This window comes from Arthrobacter sp. 05L428, assembly GCF_056397665.1.
The window spans coordinates 111,036-135,713 of record NZ_JBFTNW010000008.1; the positions used below are offsets into that span (position 1 = coordinate 111,036).

Sequence of the window (24,678 nt, forward strand, 5' to 3'; positions counted from 1 at the left end):
TGGAGACGGCGGCAATGATGGAGACAGCAATGGAAACGGTGGCAGCGCGGCAGGCGGCCGTCCACAAAGTGAACGCGGTGCGGGCGGTGGGCACCCGCGCGGTGCTCGCAGAACTCACCGGCACCGAAGGCGTGCTGGCGCTGCAGGCGCTGCTCCTTGAGCACCCGTTGCCCGGGCAACTGGACGTGCTCGCCGCCGCCGAAACCGTCATGGTTACGGCCGACTCGCCCGTCGCCGCCCGCCGTATCGCCGCGCAGCTGCTGCAGCTCGACCTCACCGCCCCGGTGCAGCGCGACGGCGGCCTCGTGGTCATCGACACCGTGTACGACGGCGCGGACCTCGCCGAAGTGGCGGAGCTGACCGGGCTCGGGATCGAGGGCGTGATCGCCGCCCATTGCCGCCAGCAGTGGACGGTGGCCTTCGCCGGCTTCGCCCCGGGATTCGGCTACCTCGTCGGGGAGAACGAAGTCCTCAACGTTCCCCGCCGCAGTTCCCCGCGCACCGCCGTTCCCGCAGGTGCCGTGGCGCTGGCCGGAACGTACTCGGCCGTGTACCCGCGCCGCTCACCCGGCGGCTGGCAGCTGATCGGCCACACCGCCGCCCGGATGTGGGACCTGGACCGCGAGCAGCCCGCCCTGGCCGCGCCCGGCCACCGGATCCAGTTCCGCGCGGTCCGGGAGACGGTGGCGCTTGCCCCGGAACCGCAGCCCGAGACCCCCGCGCCGGAGGTGACTTCGGGACTCCGGATCGTCTCGCCCGGCCTGCAGAGCCTGATCCAGGACCTCGGACGCCACGGCCACTCCGGACTGGGTGTCTCCGCCGCCGGAGCCCTGGACCGCGCCTCGCTGCGCCGCGCCAACCGGCTGGTCGGGAACGCGCCCGGCGCAGCCGGTATTGAGACAGTGGCGATCGAGACCGCCGCCGGCGGGCTCACGGTCCAGGCCGTCGGGGACCAGGTCCTGGCCGTCGCCGGGGCGCCGTCGGAACTGGCCATCACCACCCCGGGCCGCCCTGACGCGGAGCCCGACCGCCGTACCGTGCCGATGGCCACCCCGTTCGCCCTGCTTGACGGCGAGACGCTCAGCATCGGCGCGCCGGAGAGCGGCTTCCGCAGCTACCTCGCGGTCCGCGGCGGCGTGGATGCCGCCCCGGTCCTCGGCAGCCGCTCCACCGACACGATGTCCGGGATCGGCCCGGCGCCGCTGACCGCGCGGCAGCTCCTGGCCTCCGGCGGCGACTCCGAGTCCGGCGTCGTCGGCCACCCGGAACTGCAGCCCGAGTTCCCCGGCACCGGGGTGACCGTGCTCGACGTCGTCCCCGGCCCGCGCGCTGACTGGTTCGACGCCGAGGCGCTGGAGTCGCTTACCGCCCAGGAGTGGCTGGTCAAGCCGCAGTCCAACCGGGTGGGCATGCGGCTCGACGGAACACCGCTGCAGCGCACCCGGGACGGGGAGCTGGCCAGCGAAGGGACCGTCGCGGGTGCGCTGCAGGTCCCGCCCGAAGGCCTGCCGGTGCTCTTCCTCGCCGACCACCCCATCACCGGCGGCTACCCCGTGATCGCCGTCGTCGTCGACTCGCAACTGGACCTCGCCGCGCAGGTCCCGATCGGCGGGACCATCCGCTTCCGCTGGGCGGACTCCGGCACCACCGGCCCCGCCACCTCCGACCACAGCCCCGCCGACATCCCCGCCGAACAAGCCCCCGACGAAGAAGTGAGTAACTGATGCGCAAGGTCCTGATCGCCAACCGCGGCGAAATCGCCGTCCGGATCGCCCGGGCCTGCGACGACGCCCAGCTGGCGTCCGTCGCCGTCTACGCGGACATCGATGCCGATGCGGTGCACGTTTCCGCCGCGGACGAGGCCTTCGCCCTGGGCGGCAATTCGCCCGCCGACACCTACCTGAACATCCCCAAACTGCTGGCCGCGGCCGCCGAATCCGGCGCCGATGCCATTCACCCCGGCTACGGCTTCCTGTCCGAGAACGCCGAGTTCGCCCAGGCCGTCCTCGACGCCGGACTGACCTGGATCGGGCCCGCGCCCGACGCCATCCGGCTGCTTGGCAACAAGATCACCGCCCGTGAAACCGCCGTCCGCGCCGGGGCGCCCCTCGTGGCCGGCAGCGACGGTCCGGTCGGTTCCGCCGCCGAGGCCCGCGCCTTTGCCGAGCAGCACGGACTGCCGATCGCGATCAAGGCGGCCTTCGGCGGCGGCGGCCGCGGCATGAAGGTGGTCCGCGCGCTCGACGAAATCGAGGAGGCCTTCGACTCCGCCGTCCGCGAGGCCGTCGCCGCCTTCGGCCGCGGCGAGTGCTTCGTGGAGCGCTACCTCGACCGGCCCCGGCACGTCGAGGCCCAGGTCCTGGCGGACACCCACGGGAACGTCGTCGTCGTCGGAACCCGCGACTGCTCGCTGCAGCGCAGGCACCAGAAACTCGTCGAGGAAGCCCCCGCCCCTTTCCTCACGGAAGCGCAGACCGGGCAGATCTACCAGGCGTCCAAGGCCGTCTGCCGGGAAGCCCGCTACTCCGGCGCCGGCACGGTGGAATTTCTCGTCGCCGCAGACGGCACGGTCGCCTTTCTGGAGGTCAACACCCGCCTGCAGGTGGAGCACCCCATCACCGAGGAAACCACCGGGATCGACCTGGTGCAGGAGCAGTTCCGCATCGCGGCCGGGGAGCCGCTGCGGCTCACCGGGGACCCGGCACCCCGCGGCCACTCCTTCGAATTCCGGCTCAACGCCGAGGACGTGGGCCGCGGCTTCCTCCCCTCGCCGGGTACCGTGACCGGGTTCTCCGGCCCCACCGGCCCTGGGGTCCGGCTCGACTCCGGCGTCCGCTCCGGCTCGTTTGTCCCGCCGCAGTTCGACTCGCTGCTGGCCAAGCTGATCGTCACCGGCGCGGACCGGCAGCAGGCCCTGCGCCGCGCCCGCCGCGCCCTCGCGGAGCTCAGCATCACCGGGGTGGCCACCGTGCTGCCGTTCCACCGGGCCGTGCTGGAGTCCCCGGACTTCACCTCCGAGGCCGGGCTGGGAATCCACACCCGCTGGATCGAGACCGACTTCGCTGACCGGATTCCGGCCGACCCCGGCTACAGCACCACGGCGCCCGACGGCGAACGCCGCACCATCACGGTCGAGGTCGACGGCAAGCGTCTCGCCGTCGGGCTGCCGGCGGATTTGCTGGACGGCTGGGCGCGGTCCGGCCGGGCGCTGCCTGCCGGAGTTTCGCTTGGGGGCTCGCCGGAGGGCTCACCGGGGACCGCGTCCGACGGCGGCGCTGCCGCGCCCGCGGATCCGGGGGAACTGCGGGCCCACATGGCCGGGACCGTGGTGAAGTGGCTCGTCGCGCCGGGGGCCGAGGTCGCGGCGGGGGAACCCGTCGTCGTGCTCGAAGCGATGAAGATGGAAACCCAGGTCGCCGCACACCGGGACGGAACGGTGACCGACGTCCGGGCCGAAGCCGGCGGCGTGGTCACGGCCGGAGCGGTGCTGGCGCTGATCGGGTAGCCGCGGGACATGCCCACCTCCCGAGCCGGCGGGTGGACATAGTGCCACTATGTCCAACCCCGGCGCTCAGGGCTGGGCATGCTCGTCCGTCGAGCGGGCCGCCTTCCGAGCTTTCGGCCGCACCGCCGGGCAGTCCGGCCCTACCGCCACGCGCGTCCCGGGAACATAATCGGCGGTATCAACCCCGTACGGAGAATGGAAGGCGGCAGCCATGTCTGTCTACACGCTTGGAATCTGGCTGGTCCACCCGGGACGCGAGAATGATTTTGTCCAGGCCTGGCGGGATTTGGCGAGGAAAACGCAGGAGGACTATCCCAACACCAAGGCCGTGCTGATGCACGACCATGACGTCAGGAACCGGTTCATCAGCACCGGCCCCTGGGAATCACTCGAACAGATTGAACAGTGGCGGGCATCAGCCACCTTCACCCAGGGGGTGGACGCAATGCGCGAGATGCTGGAGCACTTCGAATCGCGCACGCTCGACGAGGCAGCCAGCATCGGCTGAGGCAGCCGCCGTCGTCAGCTTTGTGCCAGTGCGTCCAGCACGGCAGCCAGCAGCACACCGTCCCGGCCCCAGACGGGGTCGAAAATCTCGACGTACCAGGACTCGGCCAGCACCAGCGCCAGCGATTCGTTGGCCTCGGCGGACCAGTCTTTGAGCTGGTCCGCTTCGATCGGGCTTTCGCTGGTGCCCAGCACGGTAACGATCTCGGCGTCCTGCAGTGTCACGGGAATCGAGGCGCGGCTCATTTCCCCCGGGGCGTGTGCCACCGTCACCAGTTCCGTCCGCGAGGAGAGGTCCAGAAGGCTGCCCGCCGACTCCGGGGTGCAGTAGCCCGTCACGTAGGCCCGCTGGACGTTGCCGCCCTCGCGGAGCCCGGGCTGCGACTCCTTGGTGAACAGCCCGTTCCGGTTGAGTGCCGCCAGCTGGCCGGCGATCGCCTCCGTCTCCGCATCGATGCCGGGGGTGAACGTTCCCGGCTGGTACTGGCTCCGGCCCTCCAGCCAGCGTGCCGTCAGTTCGCCGGCTGCTGGGATCGTGGTGGCCTGCCGCCAGACCTGCCGGTCCGCCAGCAGCCTGCCGAAGCTGTCCCGTTCAGTTGTGTACTGGTCGTCCATGAGCGAGTTCCACCTCCCTGCCGTGCATTGAATCCGGTCTACTTCATCCTGCTGACCCCGAGCTTCCACCGCAAGGCAGGTTTCGCGCCGCGTCACGGAACGGCTGCCGAGCATCGACGTCCGCTCGTCAAACGTCGATTGCTCCGTAACCGCCGTCATGAGGCTTGAAAACGGCGGTTACGGAGCAATCGATGTGAACCGGGAAGGGCCCCGGCGGGAATCAGGCGTCGCGCAGCGGGCGCCGGGCCAGCCAGGCGGCCACGATGGCGCCGGAAATGTTGTGCCAGAGCGAGAACACGGCCGACGGCAGGGCCGCCAGCGGGCTGAAGTGGGCCGTGGCCAGCGTCGCCGCGAGGCCGGAATTCTGCATTCCCACCTCGAAGGCCAGGGCGCGGCGGGCCTTGTCGTCCAGGCGTCCGAGCTTTCCGGCCAGGTAGCCCAGGCCCAGGCCGAAGCCGTTGTGCAGCACCACGGCGAGGAAGACGATGCCGCCGGCGGCCACGAGCTTGTTCGCACTGCCCGCCACGACGATTGCCACAATCAGCGAAATGACGACGGCGGAGGCCCAGGGCAGCGCCGGAAGCACCTTGGCGACGACCTTCTTCAGGAACAGGCGGGCCAGCAGGCCGGCGATTACCGGCAGCAGCACGGTTTTGACGATGTCCAGCACCATGCCTGCGGCGTCGATCTGAAGGTAGGACCCGGCCAGGAAGAGCACGAGCAAAGGCGTGACGATCGGGGCGATCAGCGTGGACACGGAGGCGACGGCCACCGAGAGGGCCACATCACCCTTGGCCAGGAACGCCATCACGTTCGACGCCGTGCCCGACGGGGCGCAGCCGACCAGGATCAGGCCGACGGCGAGTTCCGGCTCAAGGTGCAGTGCCTGGGCGATCAGCCACCCGGCGCCGGGCATGATGACGTAGTGCGCCACGATGCCCAGCACCACGGCCCAGGGGCGCTTCGCCACGGAGGCGAAGTCCGGCGGGGTCAGGGTCAGGCCCATGCAGAACATGATGATGCCGAGCAGGTACGGCACGCTCGGAGCGAGCGGTTTGAAGGCGCCCGGCAGGAGGAAACCGGCGACGCCGGCCACCACCACCAGGAGCGGGAAAACGGTGACCGCAATGCGGGCGATCTTCGCCTCGGCGGCGAGGGCCGGATTGACCGGGCTGGCCGCGTCAGTGCGGGACTCCGGTGCGGACTGTGGGGATTTGGTTGCCTCAAGCATCCAAGCATGGTGCCACCAGCGTCCGCCATGCGGCCACTTTATGACCAATCGGCGGACGAGTATGTCAGATTTAAAGCCCCGGTGCCGGGCTGGCGGGGTTAGGCGACGGGGTTCGCTGGCCCAGCATGGCGATGAACTCCTCCGCCTGGCGCAGGTTGCGGGCCATCTTGGCGCGCTGGTGTTCGGCCCGTTCCAGGAATTCAGCCAGCCGGGCGTCGGCGCCAGCAGTGTCAGCGGGGCCGGCGGCCTCCGTATTTAGCAGGCCCAGGATTTCGGCCATCTCCTCGAGGGAGAAGCCCAGCGGTTTCATTTGCTTGATCAGCATCAGGCGCGCTGCGTCAGCCTCGGAATAGACCCGGAAACCGCCCCCGGTGCGGGCCGTCGCGGGGAGCAGCCCGACGTCGTCGTAATGGCGAATAGTCCGCAAGGACAGTCCGGTGCGTTCTGCCAGTTCGCCGATGTGCATGGTGCTGCGGCTCGCGTCCGTCAATGGGGACCCCTTCCTTCGTCCGGTTGAAACTCTACCATCACGTTAGGGTAGGGTTTGTGGGGAGTGGTGCGACCGCCAAGGCCGGTCCCGCTCCCTGCCGGCGCAGTGCTGCGCCCCCGCATTCTTCGCAACTGAGGGGCCCTGCCGCGCCTCCTGACCCTGAACGGAGCCAGCGATGGCCGTCAAAACCGCCGGGAATTCCCCGGCCTTCACTCCCGAACAGCTGCAATCGGTCCGGGGCGCCCTGCTGTCCCCTCGGCGGCTGAAGACAGAGGTCCTGGGCGGACTCGTCGTCGCGCTGGCCCTGATCCCGGAGGCGATCGCCTTCTCGATTATCGCCGGCGTCGATCCGCGAATCGGGCTCTTCGCGTCCTTCACCATGGCCGTCACCATCTCCTTCGTCGGCGGCCGGCCGGCAATGATTTCGGCTGCGACCGGAGCCGTCGCCCTGGTGATCGCCCCGCTGGTGAAGTCCCATGGGCTGGACTACCTAGTCGCCGCGGTGATCCTGGCCGGCCTGTTCCAGATCATCCTGGGACTCTCCGGGGTTGCCAAGCTGATGCGCTTCATCCCGCGCTCGGTGATGGTGGGCTTCGTCAATGCGCTGGCCATCCTGATTTTCCTCTCGCAGTTGCCGGAGTTGATCGGCGTCCCGTGGCTGGTCTACCCGTTGACGGCGCTGGGGCTGCTGATCGTGTTCGGGCTTCCCAAGCTCACCAAGGCAGTCCCTGCCCCGCTCGTCGCTATCGTGGCGCTGACGCTCATCACGGTGTTCGCCGCCGTCGCCGTCCCTACCGTGGGGGACAAGGGCGCACTGCCCGATTCGCTGCCCGCGCTCTTCATCCCGAACGTGCCTTTCACGCTCGAGACCCTGCAAATTATCTTCCCATTCGCCCTCGCCATGGCCTTCGTGGGGCTGCTCGAATCCCTGATGACCGCCAAACTGGTCGATGACATCACGGACACCCGCTCGCACAAGACCCGGGAGGCCTGGGGCCAGGGCGTGGCAAACGTCGTCACCGGGTTCTTCGGCGGTATGGGTGGCTGCGCAATGATCGGCCAGACCATGATCAACGTGAAGGCCTCCGGCGCCCGCACCCGGATCTCCACCTTCCTGGCCGGTGTCTTCCTGCTGATCCTGGTGGTGGCCTTGGGCGGCATCGTCTCGCTGATCCCGATGGCCGCGCTCGTTGCTGTGATGATGTTCGTCTCCGTGGCCACCTTCGACTGGCACAGTATCCGTCCACGGACCCTGAAAATGATGCCCAAGAGCGAAACCGCCGTCATGGTCGCCACCGTCATCGTCACCGTCGCCACCCACAACCTGGCGATCGGCGTCGGCGTCGGGGTGCTGGTCGCGATGGTGATGTTTGCCCGCCGGGTCGCTCACTTCGTTACCGTGCACCGCACCGTGGCAGAGGTCGACGGCGGCCCCGTCGCCACCTACCGGGTCGACGGGGAACTCTTCTTCGCTTCCTCAAACGGCCTCTATACCCAGTTCGAGTACGCCTTGGACCCCCAGCGCGTGGTCATCGACCTGCATGCCTCACATCTGTGGGATGCCTCCACCATCGCGGCGCTGGACGCCATCACCGAGAAGTACCACCAACACGGCAAGGACGTGTTGGTCGTCGGCCTCAACGACGCCAGCGTCCACATGCGCGAACGCCTCGGCGGCAAGCTCGGCGCCGGGCACTAGGAACCGGGCACTAGGAACCGGGGCGCTACGAGGACGGCTTGGACGCCTTCCCGTCGAGCCAGAGCGTGTCAGACTCGTCGCTGTGCGCGCCGGTGGCGCCAACGTGCTTGCTGCTGATGCCGGGGCCCTGCCGGATGACGTGGACGAGTGCCATCCCGTGGCCGCGGCCCAGCCCGTAATCCGTCTTCAGCCAGTCGAGGATCTCCCCGGCCTGCGCGGGCGCGTCCGCGAAGCCCTTCTGCCGGGCGAGCTCGAGGAGCTGGCGGGGAGTAAGCCCGGTCTTGTCCTCGATCGTGTCGAGGTACGCCTGGAATGACATCCTTGGATTCCCTTCAGCGGTTCTTGAGTTCCGGCCACTCTAAGGACCGGGATCGGTTACCGCCAGACCCGTCTGGCCCTAATTTGCGGTCCTTCAACCGGGTACCGGGAGGGGCTACGCTCGGGACTATGGCGCAGACATGGGAACCGGGTCAACCCGGTGTGCTCAGTCTTCCTTCCGGACGCCTGATCCGTGGCCGGGGCCTGCTGGCGCCGTTCCCGTCCGGTCCACGGCCCGAATTCGGCTTGTACCTGCTGGGCAGTCGCCCGCATCCGACGGAGTGGGACTCCCGCTGGGTCCGCTGGCGGGACCTGCATGTTCCCGCCGACGACGCCGATGCCCTAGACGCCTTCCGGGAGGCGTGGCGGCGCGCGGAGACGGAGCGGGTCGAGGTGGCCTGCTGGGCAGGCCGGGGCAGGACTGGCACCGCTCTTGCCTGCATCGCGGTGCTCGACGGCGTCCCGCCCGCCGAAGCTGTCGCCTTCGTGCGGCGGAACTACCGGCGCACCGCCGTGGAGACGCCCTGGCAGCGTCGCTACGTCAGGCGCTTTGGCGGGTCAGTTTCCTAAGCCGCAAACGCATCGGCGAGGCGCCGATTCCCCAGCCCTAGCCCTGCGTCAGCCGGTAGCGCTCGATCTGCTTGAGCCGGCGCAGCAGGCTGTCGCGCCGCGGGTGCGGGACGGCGTCGGCCGGTTCCGCGGTGAGGTCGATGTGCGCCGTTCCGTACTGCCACAGCAGCAGGTCGTCCAGCAGCCGGTCTGGGCCGGGGGAGTAGCGGTGGTCCAGGGCCCTACGGACCTCGGTGATCCGGTTGGCGCTGAGCAGGCCCGCGAGCTGCACGGTCTGGTTCAAGCCGTGCGCGGCCATCAACTCGGCGGCCCAGCCCCAGTCGTCGTCGACCTTGCGGTCCACGTGCGGCAGCAGTGTCCGCCAGACGTCCCGGATCCGGTTCGGGGTGAGCTGCGCGGCGCCCTCACCGTCCATGTCCCAGTAGCTGCGGACCTCCTCGTAGCGCTCATGCAGGTCCGCGAAGGCGCCCTCCACGGTCTCCAACATGGCGGCCGTGGCGGTGAACTGGCGGTCGAAATGCGGGGTCCATGCCCGCGGATCCTCGGCCTTGAACCGGATGTCGTGCTCGATTTCGCTCCAGGCGTGCGCGAAGACCGTCCGGATCTGGCATTCGAAGAAGTAGCTGCCGTTGGGCTGCACCTCCGGGTTGAAGGCCTGCTGGTACTCCTTGACGGCATCATTCTGGATGGTCCGCAGGATCAGGTGCCGGCTGGAGTAGCCGTAGGTTCCGGACTCGATCGAGCCGATGTCCTTCTCGCGGTCGCCGCGGCAGTCGAAGAGCTGGCGCTGGCGCTTGATCAGGTTGGCGACGACGGCGTTTTCGGCCGGGAGCTTGGTGATGACGCGGATGCCGACCATGTCATTGAGCGTGCGGAACGGGTCCGGAAATTTCAGCACCGGCGGCCCGCCCGGCTCCAGCGGTTCCTCAATGCGGGAAATCTTCTCGCGGAACGACTCCACCGTCTTGGTCCGGCCGGTCACGAACAGCGGCGTCACCTCGGTGCCCTTGAGCATGGCACGCAGCGTCAGCAGCACTTCGCGGGTGACCAGTTTCAGGGCAGGACGGACCCGCTCATAGAGTTCCACGTTGTCCTGCACGGATTCGCGCAGCGCGGGGTCAAGGCGCTCCCAGTTGCTAGCCATGGGCCTAGCTTACGGCGCAGCTGTGACAGCCAGCCGGCCCGTCACCGTGTGGCGGCAATACAGCGCCGGCTTCAACGGCGCCGCGCGGCGCCCAAGGTAGGCTCTGCAGATGGCTGATGTGCGGCGTCGGACTCTATTGGCGGCCGCAGCGGCGGCGACACTGGGGGCGGTCGCTGCCTGTTCACCGGGCCCCAAGGAGGACACAGTGAAGCGGCAGAAGTACCACTACGGCGACGACCCGAGCCAGTGGGGGGAACTTTTCCTCCCGGACGCGGCCGAGCCCAGGGGCGTGGTGGTGGTGATCCACGGCGGCTATTGGCGTTCGCAGTACGGCGCCGAACTCGGCGAACCGCTGGCCAAGGACCTCGCTGCGCACGGCGTGGCCGCCTGGAACCTGGAGTACCGGCGGGCGGGCAACGGCGGAGGCTGGCCGCACACTTTCGCGGACGTCCTCGCCGGAATCGACAAGCTGCGCGACATCGCCGACGAACACGGCCTCGGCTTGGACCGCGTCGTCGCGCTTGGCCACTCGGCCGGCGGGCACCTGGCCGTCTGGGCGGCCGGCCGCAGCCGGCTTGGCCAGCTCGGCGCCCCGGACGCGGACCGCCAGCTGCAGCGCAAGGACGACGACGGCGCGGTGCACCTTACCGGTGTCGTCAGCCAGTCCGGGCTGCTGAACCTGGCCGAGGCGGAGCGGCTCAACCTGAGCAACGGCGCGGTGAGCAACTTCCTGGGCGGTTCCTCGGAAAAATACCCCAAACGGCATAAGTTCGCCGACCCGATGAGCGCCGTGCCGCTGCGGGTTCCGGTGTACGCCGTGCACACCACCGAGGACGATACTGTGCCGATGAGCCAGTCCGAGGCCTACTCGGCCGCGGCCAAGGCCTGCGGCGCCCCGGTCCAGTTCCTCAAGGTCCCCGGCGACCACTTTGCGCTGATCGACCCGAAGGCGGCCGCCTACCGGAAATGCCGCGAGCTCGTGCAGCAACTGCTGGGCTGAACCGGCCGAGGCGGCCCCGGGGAGCGGCCACCCGAATAGGCCCGGCGAAGCAGCCCGGCGCCGGTGATAGCGTGGCCCCATGCATGTGAAAGTTCCCGCGGTGCTCCGTGCCCCCGTGGCGGGCTTCACCAGGTTCGCGCGCGCCTTCGCGCCCAGCCATCCCGCCCAGGTGATCGTCCTTGGCTTTGCCGGCGCCGTCGCCGCGGGGACCGGACTGCTGTCCCTGCCGGTGGCGAAGACCGGCGACGGCGGGGCCACCTTCCTGGAAGCCCTCTTCACGGCCACCTCAGCCGTTTGCGTGACAGGCCTGAGCACCGTGGACACGCCCGTGTTCTGGAGCGGCTTCGGCCAGGTGGTCATCCTCGTGCTGGTCCAGATCGGCGGGTTCGGCGTGATGTCCTTCGGCACCCTGCTCGGGGTCCTGACCGCCCGTCGGCTGGGCCTGAAATCCCGGTTGTCCGCCGCCGCGGAGACCAAAAGCACCGGTTTCGGCGACGTCCGCGGGGTGCTGGTGGGGGTCCTCGGCATCAGCCTGATCGTGGAAGCGCTGTTGGCCGTGATTCTCGCGGCCCGCTTCATGGCCGGCTACGGCTACCCGCCCGGCGAGGCCGTATGGCGTGGCATCTTCCATGCGGTGTCAGCCTTTAACAACGCCGGCTTCGCCCTGTATTCGGACAACCTGATGGGGTTCGTCGGCGACCCCTGGGTGTGCCTTCCGATTGCCGCGGCGGTGATCATCGGCGGCCTTGGTTTCCCTGTCCTCTTTGAACTGGTCCGGCAGTACCGGCGCCCGATCTTCTGGGGCATGAACACGAAACTGGTCCTGGTCGGCTCGGCGGTGCTACTCACCGGCGGGACCGTTTTCCTGACCGCGGTGGAGTGGACCAACCCGGCCACACTCGGCGCGCTGCCGGCCGGTGACCGCGTGCTCGCCGGCTTCTTCCAGTCCGCCATCACCCGCACCGCCGGCTTCAACAGCATCGACATCTCGCAGATGCATCCCGTGTCCTGGCTCGGCATGGACATCCTGATGTTCATCGGCGGTGGCCCGGCCGGAACCGCCGGCGGCTTGAAGATCACCACCTTCGCCGTGCTCTTCTTCATCCTCAGCACCGAACTCCAGGGCGGCACGGCCGTGAACATCTTCGGGAAACGGCTCTCCCGGGCCGTCCACCGCCAGGCGATCACCGTGGTGCTCCTCGCGATCGCCCTGGTGGTCGGATCCACCATGTTCCTGATGCTCATTACCGACTTTGGCCAGGAGCGGATCCTTTTCGAAGTTGTCTCCGCCTTCGCGACGGTGGGCCTGTCCACGGGCATCACCGCCGCCATGCCGCCGGCCGGCCAGCTGGTCCTGATCCTGCTAATGTTCGTCGGCAGGCTGGGGCCGGTGACCCTCGGCGCCGCCCTCGCGTTGCGCGAACGGCCCCTGCTTTACGAATTCCCCAAGGAAAGGCCGCTCATTGGCTAAGAACATTTTTGCCGCCCGCACTGCGGCCGCCAGCACCAAGGCGTCCTCGGTGGTGGTCATTGGGCTCGGCCGCTTCGGCGGCTCCCTGGCCCTGGAGCTCGAGGCCCAGGGGACCGAGGTCCTCGGGGTGGACGCCAGCGAGGAAATTGTCCAGTCCTTCAACGGGCGCCTCACCCATGTGGTCAGGGCCGATTCGACTAAGGAGGAGGTGCTGCGCCAGCTGTCCGTGCACGAGTTTGACCGCGCGGTGGTGGGCATCGGCTCCGACATTGAAGCCAGCATCCTGACCACCTCGCGGCTGCTGAAATTCCAGCGCCCGCAGATCTGGGCGAAGGCAATCAGCGAGCCGCACGCCGAAATCCTCGCCCAGCTCGGCGTCGAGCACGTGATCCGGCCTGAGCATGACATGGGCAGGCGGGTGGCCCACCTGGTCCTCGGCTCCATCCTCGACTACGTGGAATTCGAGGACGATTTTGTGATGATCCGGACGGGCCCTCCGGCTATCGTCCGGGACCGCCCGCTCGGGGTCGTGGGACTGCGGGAGAAATTCGGCGTGACCGTGGTGGCCGTCAAGCGCCCCGGCGGGATCTGGGGCCACACCACGGCGCAAACGGTCCTCTATGAGGAGGACCAGATCATCGTCCAGGGTGCCAAGTCACAGGCGGAACGATTCAGCACGATGCCGTAGGCAAGTAGACTGGGATCTGGTGCGCCGGGAAGTCTGGTCGGCATAGTTCAGTCGACCCAAATTTTAGGACTTCCGCATGAGCCACACACCTCCTCCCGCGCCCCAGGCCGGCACGCCGCGCCTGACCATCTTCGGTCGCGGCAGTTACGCCGAATCCCTGCGCATCGGCGAAATCCTCCGTAAGGAAACCGTCGGCGGAGCCCTGCTCGTGTTCGCGGCCGTCGCCGCGCTGATCTGGGCCAACTCGCCGGCGTCGGAGAGCTACTTTGCGCTCCGCGACTTCAAGATCGGCTACGAACCCTGGCACCTGGACCTCAGCCTGGGCGCCTGGGCGGCAGACGGACTGCTCGCCATCTTCTTTTTCCTGGTCGGCTTGGAGCTCAAACGCGAGTTCGTGGCCGGCGATCTTCGCCAGCTGGACAAGTCGATCGTGCCGGTTGCCGCGGCCGCCGGCGGGGTGATCATCCCGGCGGTGATCTACGCCGTCGTCAACCTCGGCAGTCCGGAAACGCTGCGCGGCTGGGCGATCCCCACCGCCACGGACATAGCCTTCGCCGTCGCGGTCCTCGCGATCATCGGCTCGCACCTGCCGAGTGCGTTGCGGATCTTCCTGCTCACCCTCGCCGTGGTGGATGACCTGATCGCCATCACCATCATTGCCGTGTTCTACTCCAGCGACCTCCAGCTTGCCCCCCTGCTGCTGGCCCTGCTGCCGCTGGGCCTGTACACCTACCTGGCGCACCGGTACCGCCGCTTCTTCGGGCTGAAGGCCCCCGCGGCGTGGTTCATCCTGCTGCCCCTCGGCCTGGCCACCTGGGCCCTGGTGCATGCCTCGGGCATCCACGCGACCGTGGCCGGCGTCCTGCTCGGCTTCGCGATCCCGGTGCTGCGCTCCCAGGCCAGCGGGGGACCGGAAGCCGGACCGGGGCTTTCGGAAATCTTCGAGCACCGGTTCCGGCCGATCTCGGCCGGCGTCGCGGTGCCGGTCTTCGCCTTCTTCTCCGCCGGCGTTGCCGTGGGCGGCTGGGGCGGGCTGGGCTCGGCGCTGGCGGACCCGGTCGCCGTGGGCGTCATCCTGGCCCTCGTCCTGGGCAAACCGGCCGGCATCCTGGGCACCACCTGGCTGCTCACCAAGGTCACCAAGGCGCGGCTGGACAACTCGTTCAAGTGGATCGACGTGTTCGGCGTCTCGATCCTGGCCGGGATCGGCTTCACCGTGTCGCTGCTGGTAGCGGAGCTCAGTTTCGGCAATGGCAGCGTCCATGACGACCACGCCAAGGTCGGCATCCTGGCGGCGTCGTTGCTGGCCGCCCTGCTGGCGAGCGTGGTGCTCCGCACCCGCAACCGGCAGTACCGGCAGGCGGAGGAAGAGGAGCGGCGGGACTCGGACAATGACGGGATTCCCGACGTCTACCAGGAGGGCGGCGCGGAGCGCTGAACCTGCGCGGAGCGCTGAACCGGCGCGGGCCGGCGCTAGGCGCGGTGGTCGGTGCCGCGCATCCGTACCGCGACGACGAGCCCGGACGCCGCCGTCAAAGCGGCGACGACGGCGATCGCCACCGGAACGCCGTAGGCGTCCGCGAGTATCCCGGACAGCAGCGCGCCCACGGCGAAGCCGCCGTCGCGCCACAAGCGGTAGATGCCGACCGAACGCGCCCGCCACTGCGGGTGGGCCACATCGCCGATGGCCGCCAGCAGGGTGGGGTAGACCATCGCCGTGCCCACGCCGAGCAGGACGGCCGCGAGGAGCCAAATTTCGAAGCCATGGCCGGCCGCCACGATGGCCAGGCCCACGGCCTGGATAAACATGCCGCCCGCGATCAGCCACTTGCGCCCCAGCCGGTCTGAGGCGGCGCCGGTGATAAGTTGCACCGCTCCCCAAACCGCCGGGTATACCGCGGCGAGGATGCCGATGCGCTCGATCGAGAGGCCGGCGCCGGCGAAGAGAACCGGGAACAGGCCCCAGGCCAGGCCGTCGTTGAGGTTGTTGACCAGCCCGGCCTGGCTCACCGAGGAGAGCGAGCGGTCCCGGAAGCTGGTCAGGGTAAAGATTTCGCGGGTGCTGAGCGCCGCGCCGGCACCGCTGTGCGCGTCGACGTGGTTTGCGGCCTCGGTTTTCGCATGGTGGTGCGTTTCCTTGACGGCGAGCACGGACAGGCCGAGCCCCAGGGCGATGTAGGCGGCGCCGAGCAGGAACGGCGCCGGCCGCAGGCCGTAGGACGCCGCGAGGTAGCCGGTAACCAGGGCCGTGCCGGCCACGCCAAGGTAGCCCGCGGCCTCGTTGAATCCCATCGCGAGGCCGCGCCGGTTCGGGCCGACCAGGTCCATTTTCATGACCACCGTGGTGGACCAGGTAAGGCCCTGGCTGATGCCCAGGATCACGTTGGCGGCCACGATCCAGGACCAGCTGATGCCGAAGATCAGCAGCAGCGGCACGGGCAGCGCGATCAGCCAGCCGGCCACCAGCACCGGCTTGCGCCCATAGCGGTCCGAGAGCGTCCCGGCGAAGTAGTTGGTGGCTGCCTTGGCCAGTCCGAAGGCCAGGACGAAAGTCAGGGCGCTCGTGTATTTGTCGAGATGGAACACGTCGCTGGCGAGCAGCGGCAGCACGGTGCGTTCCTGGCCGAGGGTGCCCCCGACGAGGGCGTTGACCGCAACGAGCAGCATGAACTGGGCAATATTTTGGCGCAGCCCCAGTATCACGGCGCCGGGCGCGCCGGCGCGGCGGGGCGAGGGCTGGGTGTCAGGGGTGGGCACTCCTTAAGGCTATACCCCTGGGGGTATCGAACCAAAACACCGGTTGGAGCGGCGCCGGGCGGCGTTCTCTGGCAGAGTATGACCATGCTCACAGTCATTGGTGAGGCCCTGGTTGATGTTGTCCAGCGCTCCTCAGGTATCCAGGCCCACGTCGGCGGCAGCCCCTTGAACGTCGCGGTGGGCCTGGCCCGGCTGGACCACCCGGTGCAGTTCATCGGCCGCTACGGCCGGGACGCCTACGGGGAATCCGTCGCGGCGCACCTCAAGTCCAGTTCGGTGCTGCTCCCGCTGGGTCCGGACGAACTGCCGACGTCGGTGGCAACCGCCTTGATTGACGACGACGGCGCCGCGAGCTACACCTTCGACCTCGCCTGGGAGCTCCCCGGCCTCGCGGACCGGCTGCCGTTCATGCTGCAGGGCAGCACGCTGCTGCATACCGGCTCGATTGCCACGATGCTGGCGCCGGGTGCCGCGGAGGTGCTTGCCGCCGTCGAGCATGCCCATCCTTCGGCGACCATCAGCTTCGATCCCAACTGCCGGCCCAGCATCATTACCGACGCCGACTACGCCCGCCACCAGGCCGAAAAGTTTGTCACGCTCGCGGACGTGGTCAAGGCCTCCGACGAGGACCTCGAATGGCTCTACCCCGGCGTTGATCCGCTGGATTCGGCCCGCCGGTGGCTCTCGCTCGGCGGCTCGGAGGGCCCCGCCATGGTGGTGGTCACGCGCGGCGCGGCCGGACCGTGGGCCGTCAACGCCGCCGGCGAGGCGCAGGTCGCGGCCCCGTCGGTGAAGGTGGCGGACACCGTCGGCGCCGGGGATTCCTTCATGGCCGCGCTGCTCTCCGGCGTCGTGGACCTGGGCCTCAACGGGGCCCAAAACCGCAAGGAGCTGCGCGAGCTATCCGCCGGGAGCCTGCGCGAACTCCTGGGCCACGCCGCCGCGGCGGCCGCCGTTACGGTCTCCCGCGCCGGGGCCAACCCGCCCACCCGGGCCGAACTGAACCGGATGGAACTGGGCCCGGAAAGTGCGGGCCTAACCAGCAATTGAGAGGAAGCCATGGCAGCCTTCAACCTAAGCAGCGACACTTTCGAGGACGGCCAGATCCTGCCGGCGGCCCAGCGCGGCGCCGCTACCGGTCCCGGCGGCAAGGATGAATCGCCGCCGCTGCACTGGAGCGGCGCTCCGGCCGGCACCCGAAGCTACGCCGTCACGGTGTTCGACCCCGACGCGCCGGGCCACGGCGGCTTCTGGCACTGGGCCGTGCTGGACATCCCGGCGGACGTCACCTCGCTGGCCGCGGGGGCGGGGTCGCGGCACGGCGGCGGCCTGCCGCTGGGCGCCTTCCAGCTCCGGAACGACGGCGGTTCCGCCGGCTACCTGGGGGCCGCCCCGCCCAAGGGCCACGGCCCGCACCGCTACGTCATCACGGTGCACGCCCTGAACGTGGAAAAGTCCGGGCTCGACGCCGGCGCATCCCCGGCCAAGCTGGAAGCCAAGCTCGGCCCGCACACCCTGGCCCGGGCGAGCCTGACCGGACTGTACGAACGGCACTGACCGGCGTCGTCGTATGCAGCGGAACCAGCCCATCCGCGTCCCCCGTTTCGACGCTTCCCTGCGCCCTCGACGATTCCAACCACCCTGCGGGCAGGGAACCGTCGAAATGGCGCGGGCGCGGCCAACGTAGACTGGCAGTATGCGGCTGGTAGCAAGTGATATTGACGGAACGATCCTGGGCCACGACGGCAAAATCAGCGACCGGACCGTGCGCGCTTTCCACGCCTGCCGCGACGCCGGGGTGGAACTGGTGTTCGTCACCGGCCGTCCGCCGCGCTGGCTGCACCCCCTGCAGGAACAACTCGGCCACACCGGAACCGTGATCTGCTCCAATGGCGCGGTGGTGTGGGACCTGGAGGCCGACCGTATGGTGTCCGCCCGGGCCCTGGAGCTCGACGCCGTCTTCGAAGCCCGCCGAATCATCCAGCGGCTGCGTCCTTCCGCGTTGTTCGCCGCGGAAACCCTCACCGGCTTCCACCTGGAACCCGGGTTCCTGGGTACCGGTTCCAGCGGACTGCTCGCCGAATTCACGCCCGCCCCGCTGCAGGACACGCTCCGCGCCGACGACGCCGTCGTGAAGTTCCTCGCGGTCGTCCGGGAAGGCACCGCGGATGAGTTCCTCGCCGAGGTTTCGCCCGCTGTCGCGCATCTGGCCGCCGCCACACACTCGGCCCCCAACATCGCGCTGCTGGAGCTGTCGCTGCCCGTCGTCAACAAGGCCGTGACCCTCGCCGAATACGCGGCGTCCCTGGGCGTTCAGGCGCAGGAGGTCGTGGCCTTCGGCGACATGCCCAACGACATCGAGATGCTGCGCTGGGCCGGGCACGGCTACGCCATGGCCAGCGGACACCCGGAAGCCATCCGTGCGGCCGGCCAGCAGGCACCGCATTTCGACGACGACGGCGTGGCCCAGATCCTCGAAGCCAAGCTCGCCGAGCTGGGCGTCCGGCTCCCGTAACCCACGCCGCCCGGCGGACACGGGATTCCCAGCTGACGGACAACTGCCGTTCACCTTGGCCGCCTAGGCTGGCGTGACCGAACGGATCTCTTGACTGATGGTGGGGCAATCATGGCCAGGTACGGCAACCGACATACTGATGACCAGCCGCTCCGACGGGTGGATCCCGACGCGCATTGGAAGAGCCTGCGCCAGGGCGACCGGGTCCGGGTGCGGCTCACGCCCGGGTTCGAGACCGGCGGGTTCGTCGACGCGGTGACGCCGGACCACACCACTGTGTGGGTGGACCTCGACGGCGGCGGCCGGACACTGCTGCACTGCAGCGACGGGGTGGAGATCCTGCCCCACGGCTCCTGAGCCCGCGTTCCGGCAACGGCCGGCCCGGCTCCGGTACGCTTCAAGAGTGACCCTCCCGCACCCCTTCCTCGCCCCCGGCGGCGCTGCCGGCGCGCCCGTGGCGATGGCCCACCGCGGCTTCTCGCCCGAGGGCGCCGAGAACTCGATGGCCGCCTTCCGCGCCGCCGTCGCACTCGGTTACCGCTACCTGGAAGCGGACGTGCACACCACCGCCGACGGCGTCCTGCTGCTCTTCCACGACGAAACCCTCGACCGGGTCACGGACGGCAGCGGCCGGATTTCCGAGCTCCCGGCCGAAACGGTGGCCCGGGCCAGGATCGCCGGCACCGAGCCGATCCCGCTGCTGGAGGAGCTGGTCGCGGAGTTTCCGGAGGTCCGGCTGAACCTCGACGTCAAGGACTGGAACTCGGTGGCCACCCTGGCCGCGGCGATCGAGCAGTATGGCCTGCATGACCGCGTCCTGATCGCGAGCTTCTCCGACCGCCGCCGGCGCGCCGTGCTGCGCCGCCTGAGCCGGCCCGCCGCAAGTTCCGCCGGCATGGCCTCCAACGCCCTCTTCGTGCTGCTGGGGCCGCTGCTCCCGGCGACACTGCTGCGCCGGGTGACGGCACGTGCGCTCCACGACGTGCACGCCCTGCAGGTGCCGGTCCGCTACGGGGCCGTGCCCGTGGTGACGGCCGGGTTCGTCCGCCGCGCCCACCGCCACGGCCTGCACGTCCATGTCTGGACCATCAACGAGGCGGCCGAGATGCACCGCCTGCTGGACCTCGGCGTCGACGGGATCGTCACCGACCGCGCGGACGTGCTGAAGGCCGTCCTGCAGGAACGCGGGCAGTGGCCGGACTGAGGCCCTGCCCTGACCAACGGCGGCCGCGCGCACCGCTTAACTGCTGAGTTCCACCATCAGCGCCGGCAGCTCATCGCAGAGCTCGCGCGCCAGATAGCCGAGTCCGCCCAGCCTGCTCGCCAGCCGGTCGCCGGCAGCGGCATGCAGATGGGAGCCCCAGCAGGCGGCCTGCGCATCGGTGGTCCCGCGGGCCCGCAGGCCGGCGATGGCTCCGGCCAGTACGTCGCCGCTTCCGGAGGTGCCCAGGCCGCTGTGTCCGGTGGTGATTTCCCAGAGGTTCCCGCCGGGCTCCGCGATCACCCCCTGGCAGCTCACCACCGCCTGGTACTTGTCGGCGATCCGAGGCACGTCCCGCTGAAGATCCTCAATGTCCCGGCCCAACAGGATGCCGCCTTCGGTGACGTTGGGGGTCAGGATCAGCCGGCCGGCCCAGGGCTGCAGTTCGCCGGCCAGTTCGGGCAGGCAGCCCAGTGCATAGGCATCGAGGACGACGGCGGGTCCGCGCTTCGGCCGCGACCGGCCCGGCAGCAGCAGCGCCCGCAGCAACGACAGGGTCTCGTCCTTGTCGTCCAGGCCGGGTCCGACGAGGATGGCGTCAGCGGCGCCGGCCTCGTCTGCCAGCAGCGACGCCCCGGAGCCCTTAACCGATCCGTGGCCCGTTTCCGGCAGCCCCACGACGCCGGACTCCGGGAATGCCACCGCCAGCTGCACCGCCGTCGACTCTGCCACCGCCAGGGTCAGCCGGCCGGCGCCGGAGCGCAGGGCCGCGACGCCGGCGAGCAGGGCGGCCCCCGGCGTCTTGCGGGCGCCTCCCACCACCAGCACCGAACCGCGGTCGTCCTTGCCGGAGCCGCCGCCGGGCAGCGGCCAGCCGCGCAGCAGAGTGGGTGTCAGCTGCACCGCGGGCGATGACTTAGCGCGGGTGGACATCGGCGTCCCCTGCGTGCTCGGTGACGGGAACGCCCTGCTCCGCCAGATGGTCTGCCATGTTGAAGCTCTCGAGCTCCCACGCCCCCGTCCCGTCGGTGCGGACAAAGCGGCTGACGGAGGCGTTCAGAATGCTGGTCGTGGCGGCAATGTCCAGCAGCTCGGACTCCGAGAGGCCCTGCAGAATGTAGCGGAACAGCACGATCAAGGCATCGTGGCAGACCAGCAGAACCTCTTCCCCGGCATGGTCACGATCCAGGTCGGCCAGCAGCGAGCGGAGCCGCAGCACGACGTCGGCCCATGATTCGCCGCCCGGCGGCCGGTAGTAGAACTTCCCCAGCCACCGCCGTCGCTGGGCTTCCTCCGGCAGCCGCGCCTCCACGCCCGCGGAGGTCAGCATGTCCAGGATGCCGAGTTCGCGGTCGCGGAGCCGCTCGTCCAGCCGGATCTGCACCCGCCATCCGCCGGTCTGGACTGCGAGTTCGGCGGTCTGCCGGGCGCGGGCGTAGGGGGAGGACCATACGGCGGTGCGGCCCGGCTCGGGGACGCGGGCCAGCAATCTGCCCAGCGCCAGCGCTTGTTCCCGGCCGGTGTCCGAGAGTCCGACGTCGGCGTCGCGCGCCGGGACGTTTATGACATGGGCCCCGGCCTGATGCGCGAGGGTGGCGGCAACGTTGCCTTCACTTTCCCCGTGCCGGACCAGTACGAGTCCCGTGATGCCCGGCAAGCTGCCGCCGGTGTGTCCGATGTTGCTCACCGCTACCTCCTGCTCGCCGGCCCGCGGGGCGGGCCGGAACTGCCACGGCCGTCGCGGGAGGATCCCGGGCGGCCCGGAAGTGCCCACGTTACTCCGGCGCTCCCGGCCTTGTCTCGGAAAGGAATAGTCGGCGCGGGCTGGCAGGATGGAGCCATGCGTATCCTGATCGCCCCTGACAAGTTCAAGGGCTCCCTGACTGCCGCCGAGGCCGCCGCCGCCATTGCCGAGGGCGCCCTGCGCGTCTACCCCGAGGCCGAGGCCGTCCAGTTCCCCGTGGCCGACGGCGGCGAGGGCACCTTGGAGGCGGCGGTCGCTGCCGGGTACGAGGAGCGCCTGAACGCCGTCGTCGGGCCGATTCTGGCGCCGATCGGCGCGGCCTGGGCGATCCGCCAGGACGCCTTCGGCGGGGCGACCGCCGTCATCGAGACGGCACAGGCGTCCGGGCTCGCACACATGGAGCCGACGCCGGCCAACGCCCTGCGGGCCCACAGCTACGGGTGCGGACAGCTGATCGCGGCCGCGCTGGACGCCGGCGCCACCGAAATTGTGCTTGGCGTGGGCGGCTCGGCCATGACCGACGGCGGCAGCGGCGCCCTGCGCGCCCTGGGCCTCAAGCCGGTGGACGCCGCCGGCAATGTGGTGCCGCTCGGCGGCGGCTCGCTCGGCGACGTGGTCGCCGTGGACCTCAGCGGACTGGATCCGCGGCTGGCGGCCGTGAAGTTCAGGATTGCAGTGGACGTGCAGAACCCGCTCTACGGGGCCGACGGCGCCGCGCACGTCTTTGGCGCCCAGAAGGGCGCCGACGCGGAGGCCGTGGAGGTGCTCGACGCCGGGCTGCGCAACTGGGCCTCGGTGCTGCGGCAGGCCACCGGCCGTGACGTCAACGTCCCCGGCGCTGGCGCCGCCGGCGGCTTCCCGGCGTCGTTCCTGGCCTTCAGCAACGCTGCGCTGGAGGGCGGCTTTGAACTTGTCGCGGGGCTAACCGGGCTTGCCGCGAAGCTCGCGGACGCGGACCTGGTGATCACCGGGGAGGGCTCCCTGGATTCCCAGTCGCTGGCCGGGAAGGCGCCGATTGCCCTGGCCGACGCTGCCCGCGACCTGGGCATCCCGGTCATCATGGTCGCCGGCCGGATTCTCGTCACCCCCGAGGACCTCGACCGCCACGGGGTGGTCGCCGCCGCCCAGTTGCTGGACGTGGCGCCCAGCCCCGCCGATGCCATCGCCAACGCCGCGAAGTACCTGGCCTGGGCCACCAGCCAGGTGCTCGAAGGGGCCTGAGCCGCGAAGCCGGAGAGCCTCCGCCCTAGGCGCCGGTTTCATAGTGCGGCTCGGCCACCGGCTTGGACTCCGGGGATCCCTTCTCCCGCAGATACACGGAAGCGCCGACCAGCACCGCGACGGCTAGGAACTCGCTCTGCCAGTTCTGGAATGACTCGAACCAGAACCGGCTCGTCGCGAGGTAGCCCAGCACGGTGACCGGGGGCTGGCCATGGGCCTGCTGCTCCTGGCTGTACTCCTCGCTGCCGCCTACCGCGTGGAGCGCGACTGACATCAGGAACAGCAGCAGGAACATGATCGAGAGGGAGTGCTCATAGATTTTCAGCACCCAACCGCCGCGGCGCACCGGCCACGGCGTCGCCGCCTTGATCGTGGCCTGCCGCGGATCCTCGTCCTGCGGGGCCTTTTTCCCCATCGGCTTCGACTCGGAGGAACCCTTCTGGAAGAGGAAGACCGTCAGGATGACGTACATGCCCATCTGCAGGAACTCCGACTCCCAGTTCTCGAAGGTCGCCTCCAGGAACGCTCCGGTCCCCAGATACTCGAAGATTCCGACGGCGGCCTGGCCGTGGGCGAGCTGGTCCTCGCTGTAGTCGGCGGCCCCGCTGATGACCATGCCGCCGAAGAAGACGACGAAAAGTCCGATGTTCGCCAGCAGCAGTCCGTGTTCCTTGGCCCACTTGCGCATTCTTGCTCCCGATTCTGGGTGGATCGTGTGAGGTGCAGTTCCGTTCATGGCCTACCCCGTCCGGTCTTGCGGCGGAGCCTGTTGGGAATCAGCACGAGCAGGATCAACAGTACGGCCAGCAGCGCGCCGCCGGCGGTAAGTCCGGCGGTCCGTCCCGCTGTCACGTCAAAGACCAGCGCAGAAGTACCCACGCTCAGCAGTGCGACGCCGGCCAGGGCCACTTTCGCGATCCGGTCCGCACTGGCCACGAGGGTATCCTTGAGCCCCTTGCGGAAGAGCCGGCGATGCGCGCTCACCGGCAGCAGGATCAGTGCGGTGGTTAGGGCTGCCAGGACAACGTTGGTGAGGTAGAGGGTCAGCTGGAACCCGTCCAGCGTCTCGAAGCGTGATTGGAACGGCAAGGTCAGCAGGAAACCGGCCAGGATCTGGACGCCGGTCTGAAGAACCCGCAGCTCCTGCAGCAGTTCGGCCCAGTTGCGGTCCATCTTCTCGTCGAAGGTTTCGTCCCGGCCATCGTTCCGGGTTTCTTCGGCGTTGGGCATCGTCGCTCCCTTTCAAGTTTCACCTGCGACCCCCTTTGCGTGCGCCCGGCACGGGATGGCGGTCAACTTGGCCCGAAACACAAATTCAGGTCGGTACTAAGCTTACTGAGGATTTTTCGGGTACGGTGGAAAACACGGAAAGGCTGCGCTCCCGGGCGCGGCTGGACTCCAGATCCGATCATCCAGATTCGACCGGCCGAATGCCAGAAAGCAGGAGGAACGACATGACTCAGGACCAGCAAGGACGCCCCATCGAAGAGGAAGCGGGCGGCTACGGAACCCCCACCGCCGAGCAGGAACTGCCAGGCGGGGACGCGAAGACGTTTGCACAGCCCCGCGATGAAGAGGCCTTCGATGCCGCGGGCCTCAACCAGGACAGCCCGGACGGCGAAACCTACCCGGCGGGGACACCGGACCTGAGCCAGTTCGGGGCCGAAGACCAGGACAGTGCAGGAGAACCCGGAGCCGGACGCTTCGGAGGAACAGAGGAACAGATGAACGCGGAAAACGAAAGCAGCGAAGCCGGATTCGAGCAGGGCAACGAAGCGGCAGCCGAAAGCGGCGGCGCGGTGCCCTCCTCGGACGCGGAGATGGACGCGGCCAACACCGAGGAGCCCGAGCCGGGCCGGCCGTTCTCCTCGGAGTCCGGCCAGGACGCCGCCGGAATTCCGGACGGCAGCGGCACGGACCTGCCGGATGAGAAGTCACCGAAGGACCGTGACAGCGAAGACAAGGAATCGTTCGACGCCGGCTAGACCGCCGCGGACACGCC

General features: G+C 69.3%; 26 protein-coding genes. 16 read left to right on the forward strand and 10 right to left on the reverse strand.

What is annotated here, in order from left to right; genetic code table 11:
• Nucleotides 1–17: 17 nt before the first annotated feature.
• From AC1DH3_RS14460 to AC1DH3_RS14470, 3 genes are all read left to right on the forward strand, one after another.
• Entirely contained in the window at nucleotides 18–1,724 is a 1,707-nt protein-coding gene (locus AC1DH3_RS14460; RefSeq protein ID WP_476909626.1) for a 5-oxoprolinase subunit B/C family protein, read from the forward strand.
• Nucleotides 1,724–3,505 carry an acetyl/propionyl/methylcrotonyl-CoA carboxylase subunit alpha gene (locus tag AC1DH3_RS14465; RefSeq protein ID WP_476909605.1) on the forward strand — a complete coding sequence of 594 codons (1,782 nt, stop codon included), beginning with the start codon at nucleotides 1,724–1,726 and terminating at the stop codon, nucleotides 3,503–3,505. Before AC1DH3_RS14460 ends, AC1DH3_RS14465 begins: the two co-directional genes overlap by 1 nt.
• 211 nt (nucleotides 3,506–3,716) lie before the next feature.
• Complete coding sequence (locus tag AC1DH3_RS14470) at nucleotides 3,717–4,013, forward strand: antibiotic biosynthesis monooxygenase family protein (protein WP_175322995.1); 297 nt, start codon at nucleotides 3,717–3,719, stop codon at nucleotides 4,011–4,013.
• A 14-nt stretch (nucleotides 4,014–4,027) separates the two neighbouring features.
• On the opposite strand, the gene AC1DH3_RS14475 is transcribed toward AC1DH3_RS14470, so the two are convergent.
• The 3 genes from AC1DH3_RS14475 to AC1DH3_RS14485 all read right to left on the reverse strand — a co-directional run bounded on the left by AC1DH3_RS14475 (nucleotide 4,028) and on the right by AC1DH3_RS14485 (nucleotide 6,348).
• On the reverse strand, nucleotides 4,028–4,627 hold the full coding sequence (locus AC1DH3_RS14475) for a DUF6919 domain-containing protein (RefSeq protein ID WP_476893456.1): 600 nt from the start codon (nucleotides 4,625–4,627) through the stop codon (nucleotides 4,028–4,030).
• 220 nt (nucleotides 4,628–4,847) lie between these two features.
• Nucleotides 4,848–5,858 (reverse strand): bile acid:sodium symporter family protein, encoded by a 1,011-nt coding sequence (locus AC1DH3_RS14480; RefSeq protein ID WP_476909606.1) that lies wholly within the window; start codon nucleotides 5,856–5,858, stop codon nucleotides 4,848–4,850.
• Nucleotides 5,859–5,928: 70 nt separating this feature from the next.
• Entirely contained in the window at nucleotides 5,929–6,348 is a 420-nt protein-coding gene (locus AC1DH3_RS14485; RefSeq protein ID WP_476909607.1) for a MerR family transcriptional regulator, read from the reverse strand.
• 175 nt (nucleotides 6,349–6,523) lie between these two features.
• Between AC1DH3_RS14485 and AC1DH3_RS14490 the strand changes: the two genes are divergently transcribed.
• The gene (locus AC1DH3_RS14490) at nucleotides 6,524–8,047 is read left to right on the forward strand and encodes a SulP family inorganic anion transporter (protein ID WP_476909608.1); all 1,524 of its coding nucleotides are present in this window, start codon (nucleotides 6,524–6,526) and stop codon (nucleotides 8,045–8,047) included.
• A 25-nt stretch (nucleotides 8,048–8,072) separates the two neighbouring features.
• On the opposite strand, the gene AC1DH3_RS14495 is transcribed toward AC1DH3_RS14490, so the two are convergent.
• Nucleotides 8,073–8,366 (reverse strand): DUF4287 domain-containing protein, encoded by a 294-nt coding sequence (locus AC1DH3_RS14495; protein ID WP_441419084.1) that lies wholly within the window; start codon nucleotides 8,364–8,366, stop codon nucleotides 8,073–8,075.
• 128 nt (nucleotides 8,367–8,494) lie between these two features.
• Between AC1DH3_RS14495 and AC1DH3_RS14500 the strand changes: the two genes are divergently transcribed.
• Nucleotides 8,495–8,935 carry a protein-tyrosine phosphatase family protein gene (locus AC1DH3_RS14500; RefSeq protein ID WP_476909609.1) on the forward strand — a complete coding sequence of 147 codons (441 nt, stop codon included), beginning with the start codon at nucleotides 8,495–8,497 and terminating at the stop codon, nucleotides 8,933–8,935.
• A gap of 37 nt (nucleotides 8,936–8,972) precedes the next feature.
• Here the strand turns inward: AC1DH3_RS14500 and AC1DH3_RS14505 are convergent, their stop codons facing one another.
• Nucleotides 8,973–10,079, reverse strand: coding sequence for a GTP pyrophosphokinase (locus AC1DH3_RS14505; protein ID WP_476909610.1), 1,107 nt, complete (start codon nucleotides 10,077–10,079; stop codon nucleotides 8,973–8,975).
• Between the two features lie 205 nt (nucleotides 10,080–10,284).
• On the opposite strand from AC1DH3_RS14505, the gene AC1DH3_RS14510 reads away from it, so the two are divergent.
• The 4 genes from AC1DH3_RS14510 to nhaA all read left to right on the forward strand — a co-directional run bounded on the left by AC1DH3_RS14510 (nucleotide 10,285) and on the right by nhaA (nucleotide 14,676).
• A complete protein-coding gene (locus AC1DH3_RS14510) occupies nucleotides 10,285–11,079 on the forward strand; it encodes an alpha/beta hydrolase (protein WP_476909611.1) in 795 nt (264 codons plus the stop codon).
• Between the two features lie 79 nt (nucleotides 11,080–11,158).
• The gene (locus AC1DH3_RS14515; protein ID WP_476909612.1) at nucleotides 11,159–12,550 is read left to right on the forward strand and encodes a TrkH family potassium uptake protein; all 1,392 of its coding nucleotides are present in this window, start codon (nucleotides 11,159–11,161) and stop codon (nucleotides 12,548–12,550) included.
• Nucleotides 12,543–13,238, forward strand: a complete 696-nt coding sequence (locus AC1DH3_RS14520; protein WP_476893449.1) for a potassium channel family protein — start codon at nucleotides 12,543–12,545, stop codon at nucleotides 13,236–13,238. The genes AC1DH3_RS14515 and AC1DH3_RS14520 overlap by 8 nt, the downstream gene beginning before the upstream one ends.
• Nucleotides 13,239–13,314: 76 nt before the next feature.
• Nucleotides 13,315–14,676 carry a Na+/H+ antiporter NhaA gene (nhaA, locus tag AC1DH3_RS14525; protein ID WP_476893448.1) on the forward strand — a complete coding sequence of 454 codons (1,362 nt, stop codon included), beginning with the start codon at nucleotides 13,315–13,317 and terminating at the stop codon, nucleotides 14,674–14,676.
• A gap of 35 nt (nucleotides 14,677–14,711) precedes the next feature.
• Here the strand turns inward: nhaA and AC1DH3_RS14530 are convergent, their stop codons facing one another.
• Nucleotides 14,712–15,905 carry an MFS transporter gene (locus AC1DH3_RS14530; protein ID WP_476909627.1) on the reverse strand — a complete coding sequence of 398 codons (1,194 nt, stop codon included), beginning with the start codon at nucleotides 15,903–15,905 and terminating at the stop codon, nucleotides 14,712–14,714.
• Nucleotides 15,906–16,079: 174 nt separating this feature from the next.
• Here AC1DH3_RS14530 and AC1DH3_RS14535 point away from each other — a divergent pair, with 174 nt between their 5' ends.
• The 5 genes from AC1DH3_RS14535 to AC1DH3_RS14555 all read left to right on the forward strand — a co-directional run bounded on the left by AC1DH3_RS14535 (nucleotide 16,080) and on the right by AC1DH3_RS14555 (nucleotide 19,714).
• Complete coding sequence (locus AC1DH3_RS14535) at nucleotides 16,080–17,045, forward strand: carbohydrate kinase family protein (protein WP_476909613.1); 966 nt, start codon at nucleotides 16,080–16,082, stop codon at nucleotides 17,043–17,045.
• 9 nt (nucleotides 17,046–17,054) lie between these two features.
• Nucleotides 17,055–17,552: a YbhB/YbcL family Raf kinase inhibitor-like protein gene (locus AC1DH3_RS14540; RefSeq protein WP_476909614.1), complete on the forward strand. Its 498-nt coding sequence runs from the start codon at nucleotides 17,055–17,057 to the stop codon at nucleotides 17,550–17,552.
• 139 nt (nucleotides 17,553–17,691) lie between these two features.
• The gene (locus AC1DH3_RS14545; RefSeq protein WP_476909615.1) at nucleotides 17,692–18,510 is read left to right on the forward strand and encodes an HAD family hydrolase; all 819 of its coding nucleotides are present in this window, start codon (nucleotides 17,692–17,694) and stop codon (nucleotides 18,508–18,510) included.
• A gap of 111 nt (nucleotides 18,511–18,621) precedes the next feature.
• Complete coding sequence (locus AC1DH3_RS14550) at nucleotides 18,622–18,867, forward strand: hypothetical protein (protein WP_441419077.1); 246 nt, start codon at nucleotides 18,622–18,624, stop codon at nucleotides 18,865–18,867.
• Nucleotides 18,868–18,913: 46 nt separating this feature from the next.
• Nucleotides 18,914–19,714, forward strand: a complete 801-nt coding sequence (locus AC1DH3_RS14555; protein WP_476893447.1) for a glycerophosphodiester phosphodiesterase family protein — start codon at nucleotides 18,914–18,916, stop codon at nucleotides 19,712–19,714.
• A gap of 36 nt (nucleotides 19,715–19,750) precedes the next feature.
• On the opposite strand, the gene AC1DH3_RS14560 is transcribed toward AC1DH3_RS14555, so the two are convergent.
• Together AC1DH3_RS14560 and AC1DH3_RS14565 are read right to left on the reverse strand one after the other, a co-directional pair.
• Nucleotides 19,751–20,644: an NAD(P)H-hydrate dehydratase gene (locus AC1DH3_RS14560; protein ID WP_441419075.1), complete on the reverse strand. Its 894-nt coding sequence runs from the start codon at nucleotides 20,642–20,644 to the stop codon at nucleotides 19,751–19,753.
• Nucleotides 20,628–21,398, reverse strand: a complete 771-nt coding sequence (locus AC1DH3_RS14565; protein WP_476909616.1) for a histidine phosphatase family protein — start codon at nucleotides 21,396–21,398, stop codon at nucleotides 20,628–20,630. The genes AC1DH3_RS14560 and AC1DH3_RS14565 overlap by 17 nt, the downstream gene beginning before the upstream one ends.
• Before the next feature lie 153 nt (nucleotides 21,399–21,551).
• Between AC1DH3_RS14565 and AC1DH3_RS14570 the strand changes: the two genes are divergently transcribed.
• Nucleotides 21,552–22,676 carry a glycerate kinase gene (locus AC1DH3_RS14570; RefSeq protein WP_476909617.1) on the forward strand — a complete coding sequence of 375 codons (1,125 nt, stop codon included), beginning with the start codon at nucleotides 21,552–21,554 and terminating at the stop codon, nucleotides 22,674–22,676.
• Nucleotides 22,677–22,701: 25 nt separating this feature from the next.
• Here AC1DH3_RS14570 and AC1DH3_RS14575 read toward each other — a convergent pair whose 3' ends face one another.
• Nucleotides 22,702–23,364, reverse strand: coding sequence for a DUF6766 family protein (locus AC1DH3_RS14575; RefSeq protein WP_476893444.1), 663 nt, complete (start codon nucleotides 23,362–23,364; stop codon nucleotides 22,702–22,704).
• Nucleotides 23,365–23,408: 44 nt separating this feature from the next.
• On the reverse strand, nucleotides 23,409–23,906 hold the full coding sequence (locus AC1DH3_RS14580; RefSeq protein ID WP_476909618.1) for a DUF6328 family protein: 498 nt from the start codon (nucleotides 23,904–23,906) through the stop codon (nucleotides 23,409–23,411).
• Between the two features lie 224 nt (nucleotides 23,907–24,130).
• Here AC1DH3_RS14580 and AC1DH3_RS14585 point away from each other — a divergent pair, with 224 nt between their 5' ends.
• The gene (locus AC1DH3_RS14585) at nucleotides 24,131–24,661 is read left to right on the forward strand and encodes a hypothetical protein (RefSeq protein WP_441419070.1); all 531 of its coding nucleotides are present in this window, start codon (nucleotides 24,131–24,133) and stop codon (nucleotides 24,659–24,661) included.
• The last annotated feature ends 17 nt before the right edge of the window (nucleotides 24,662–24,678 follow it).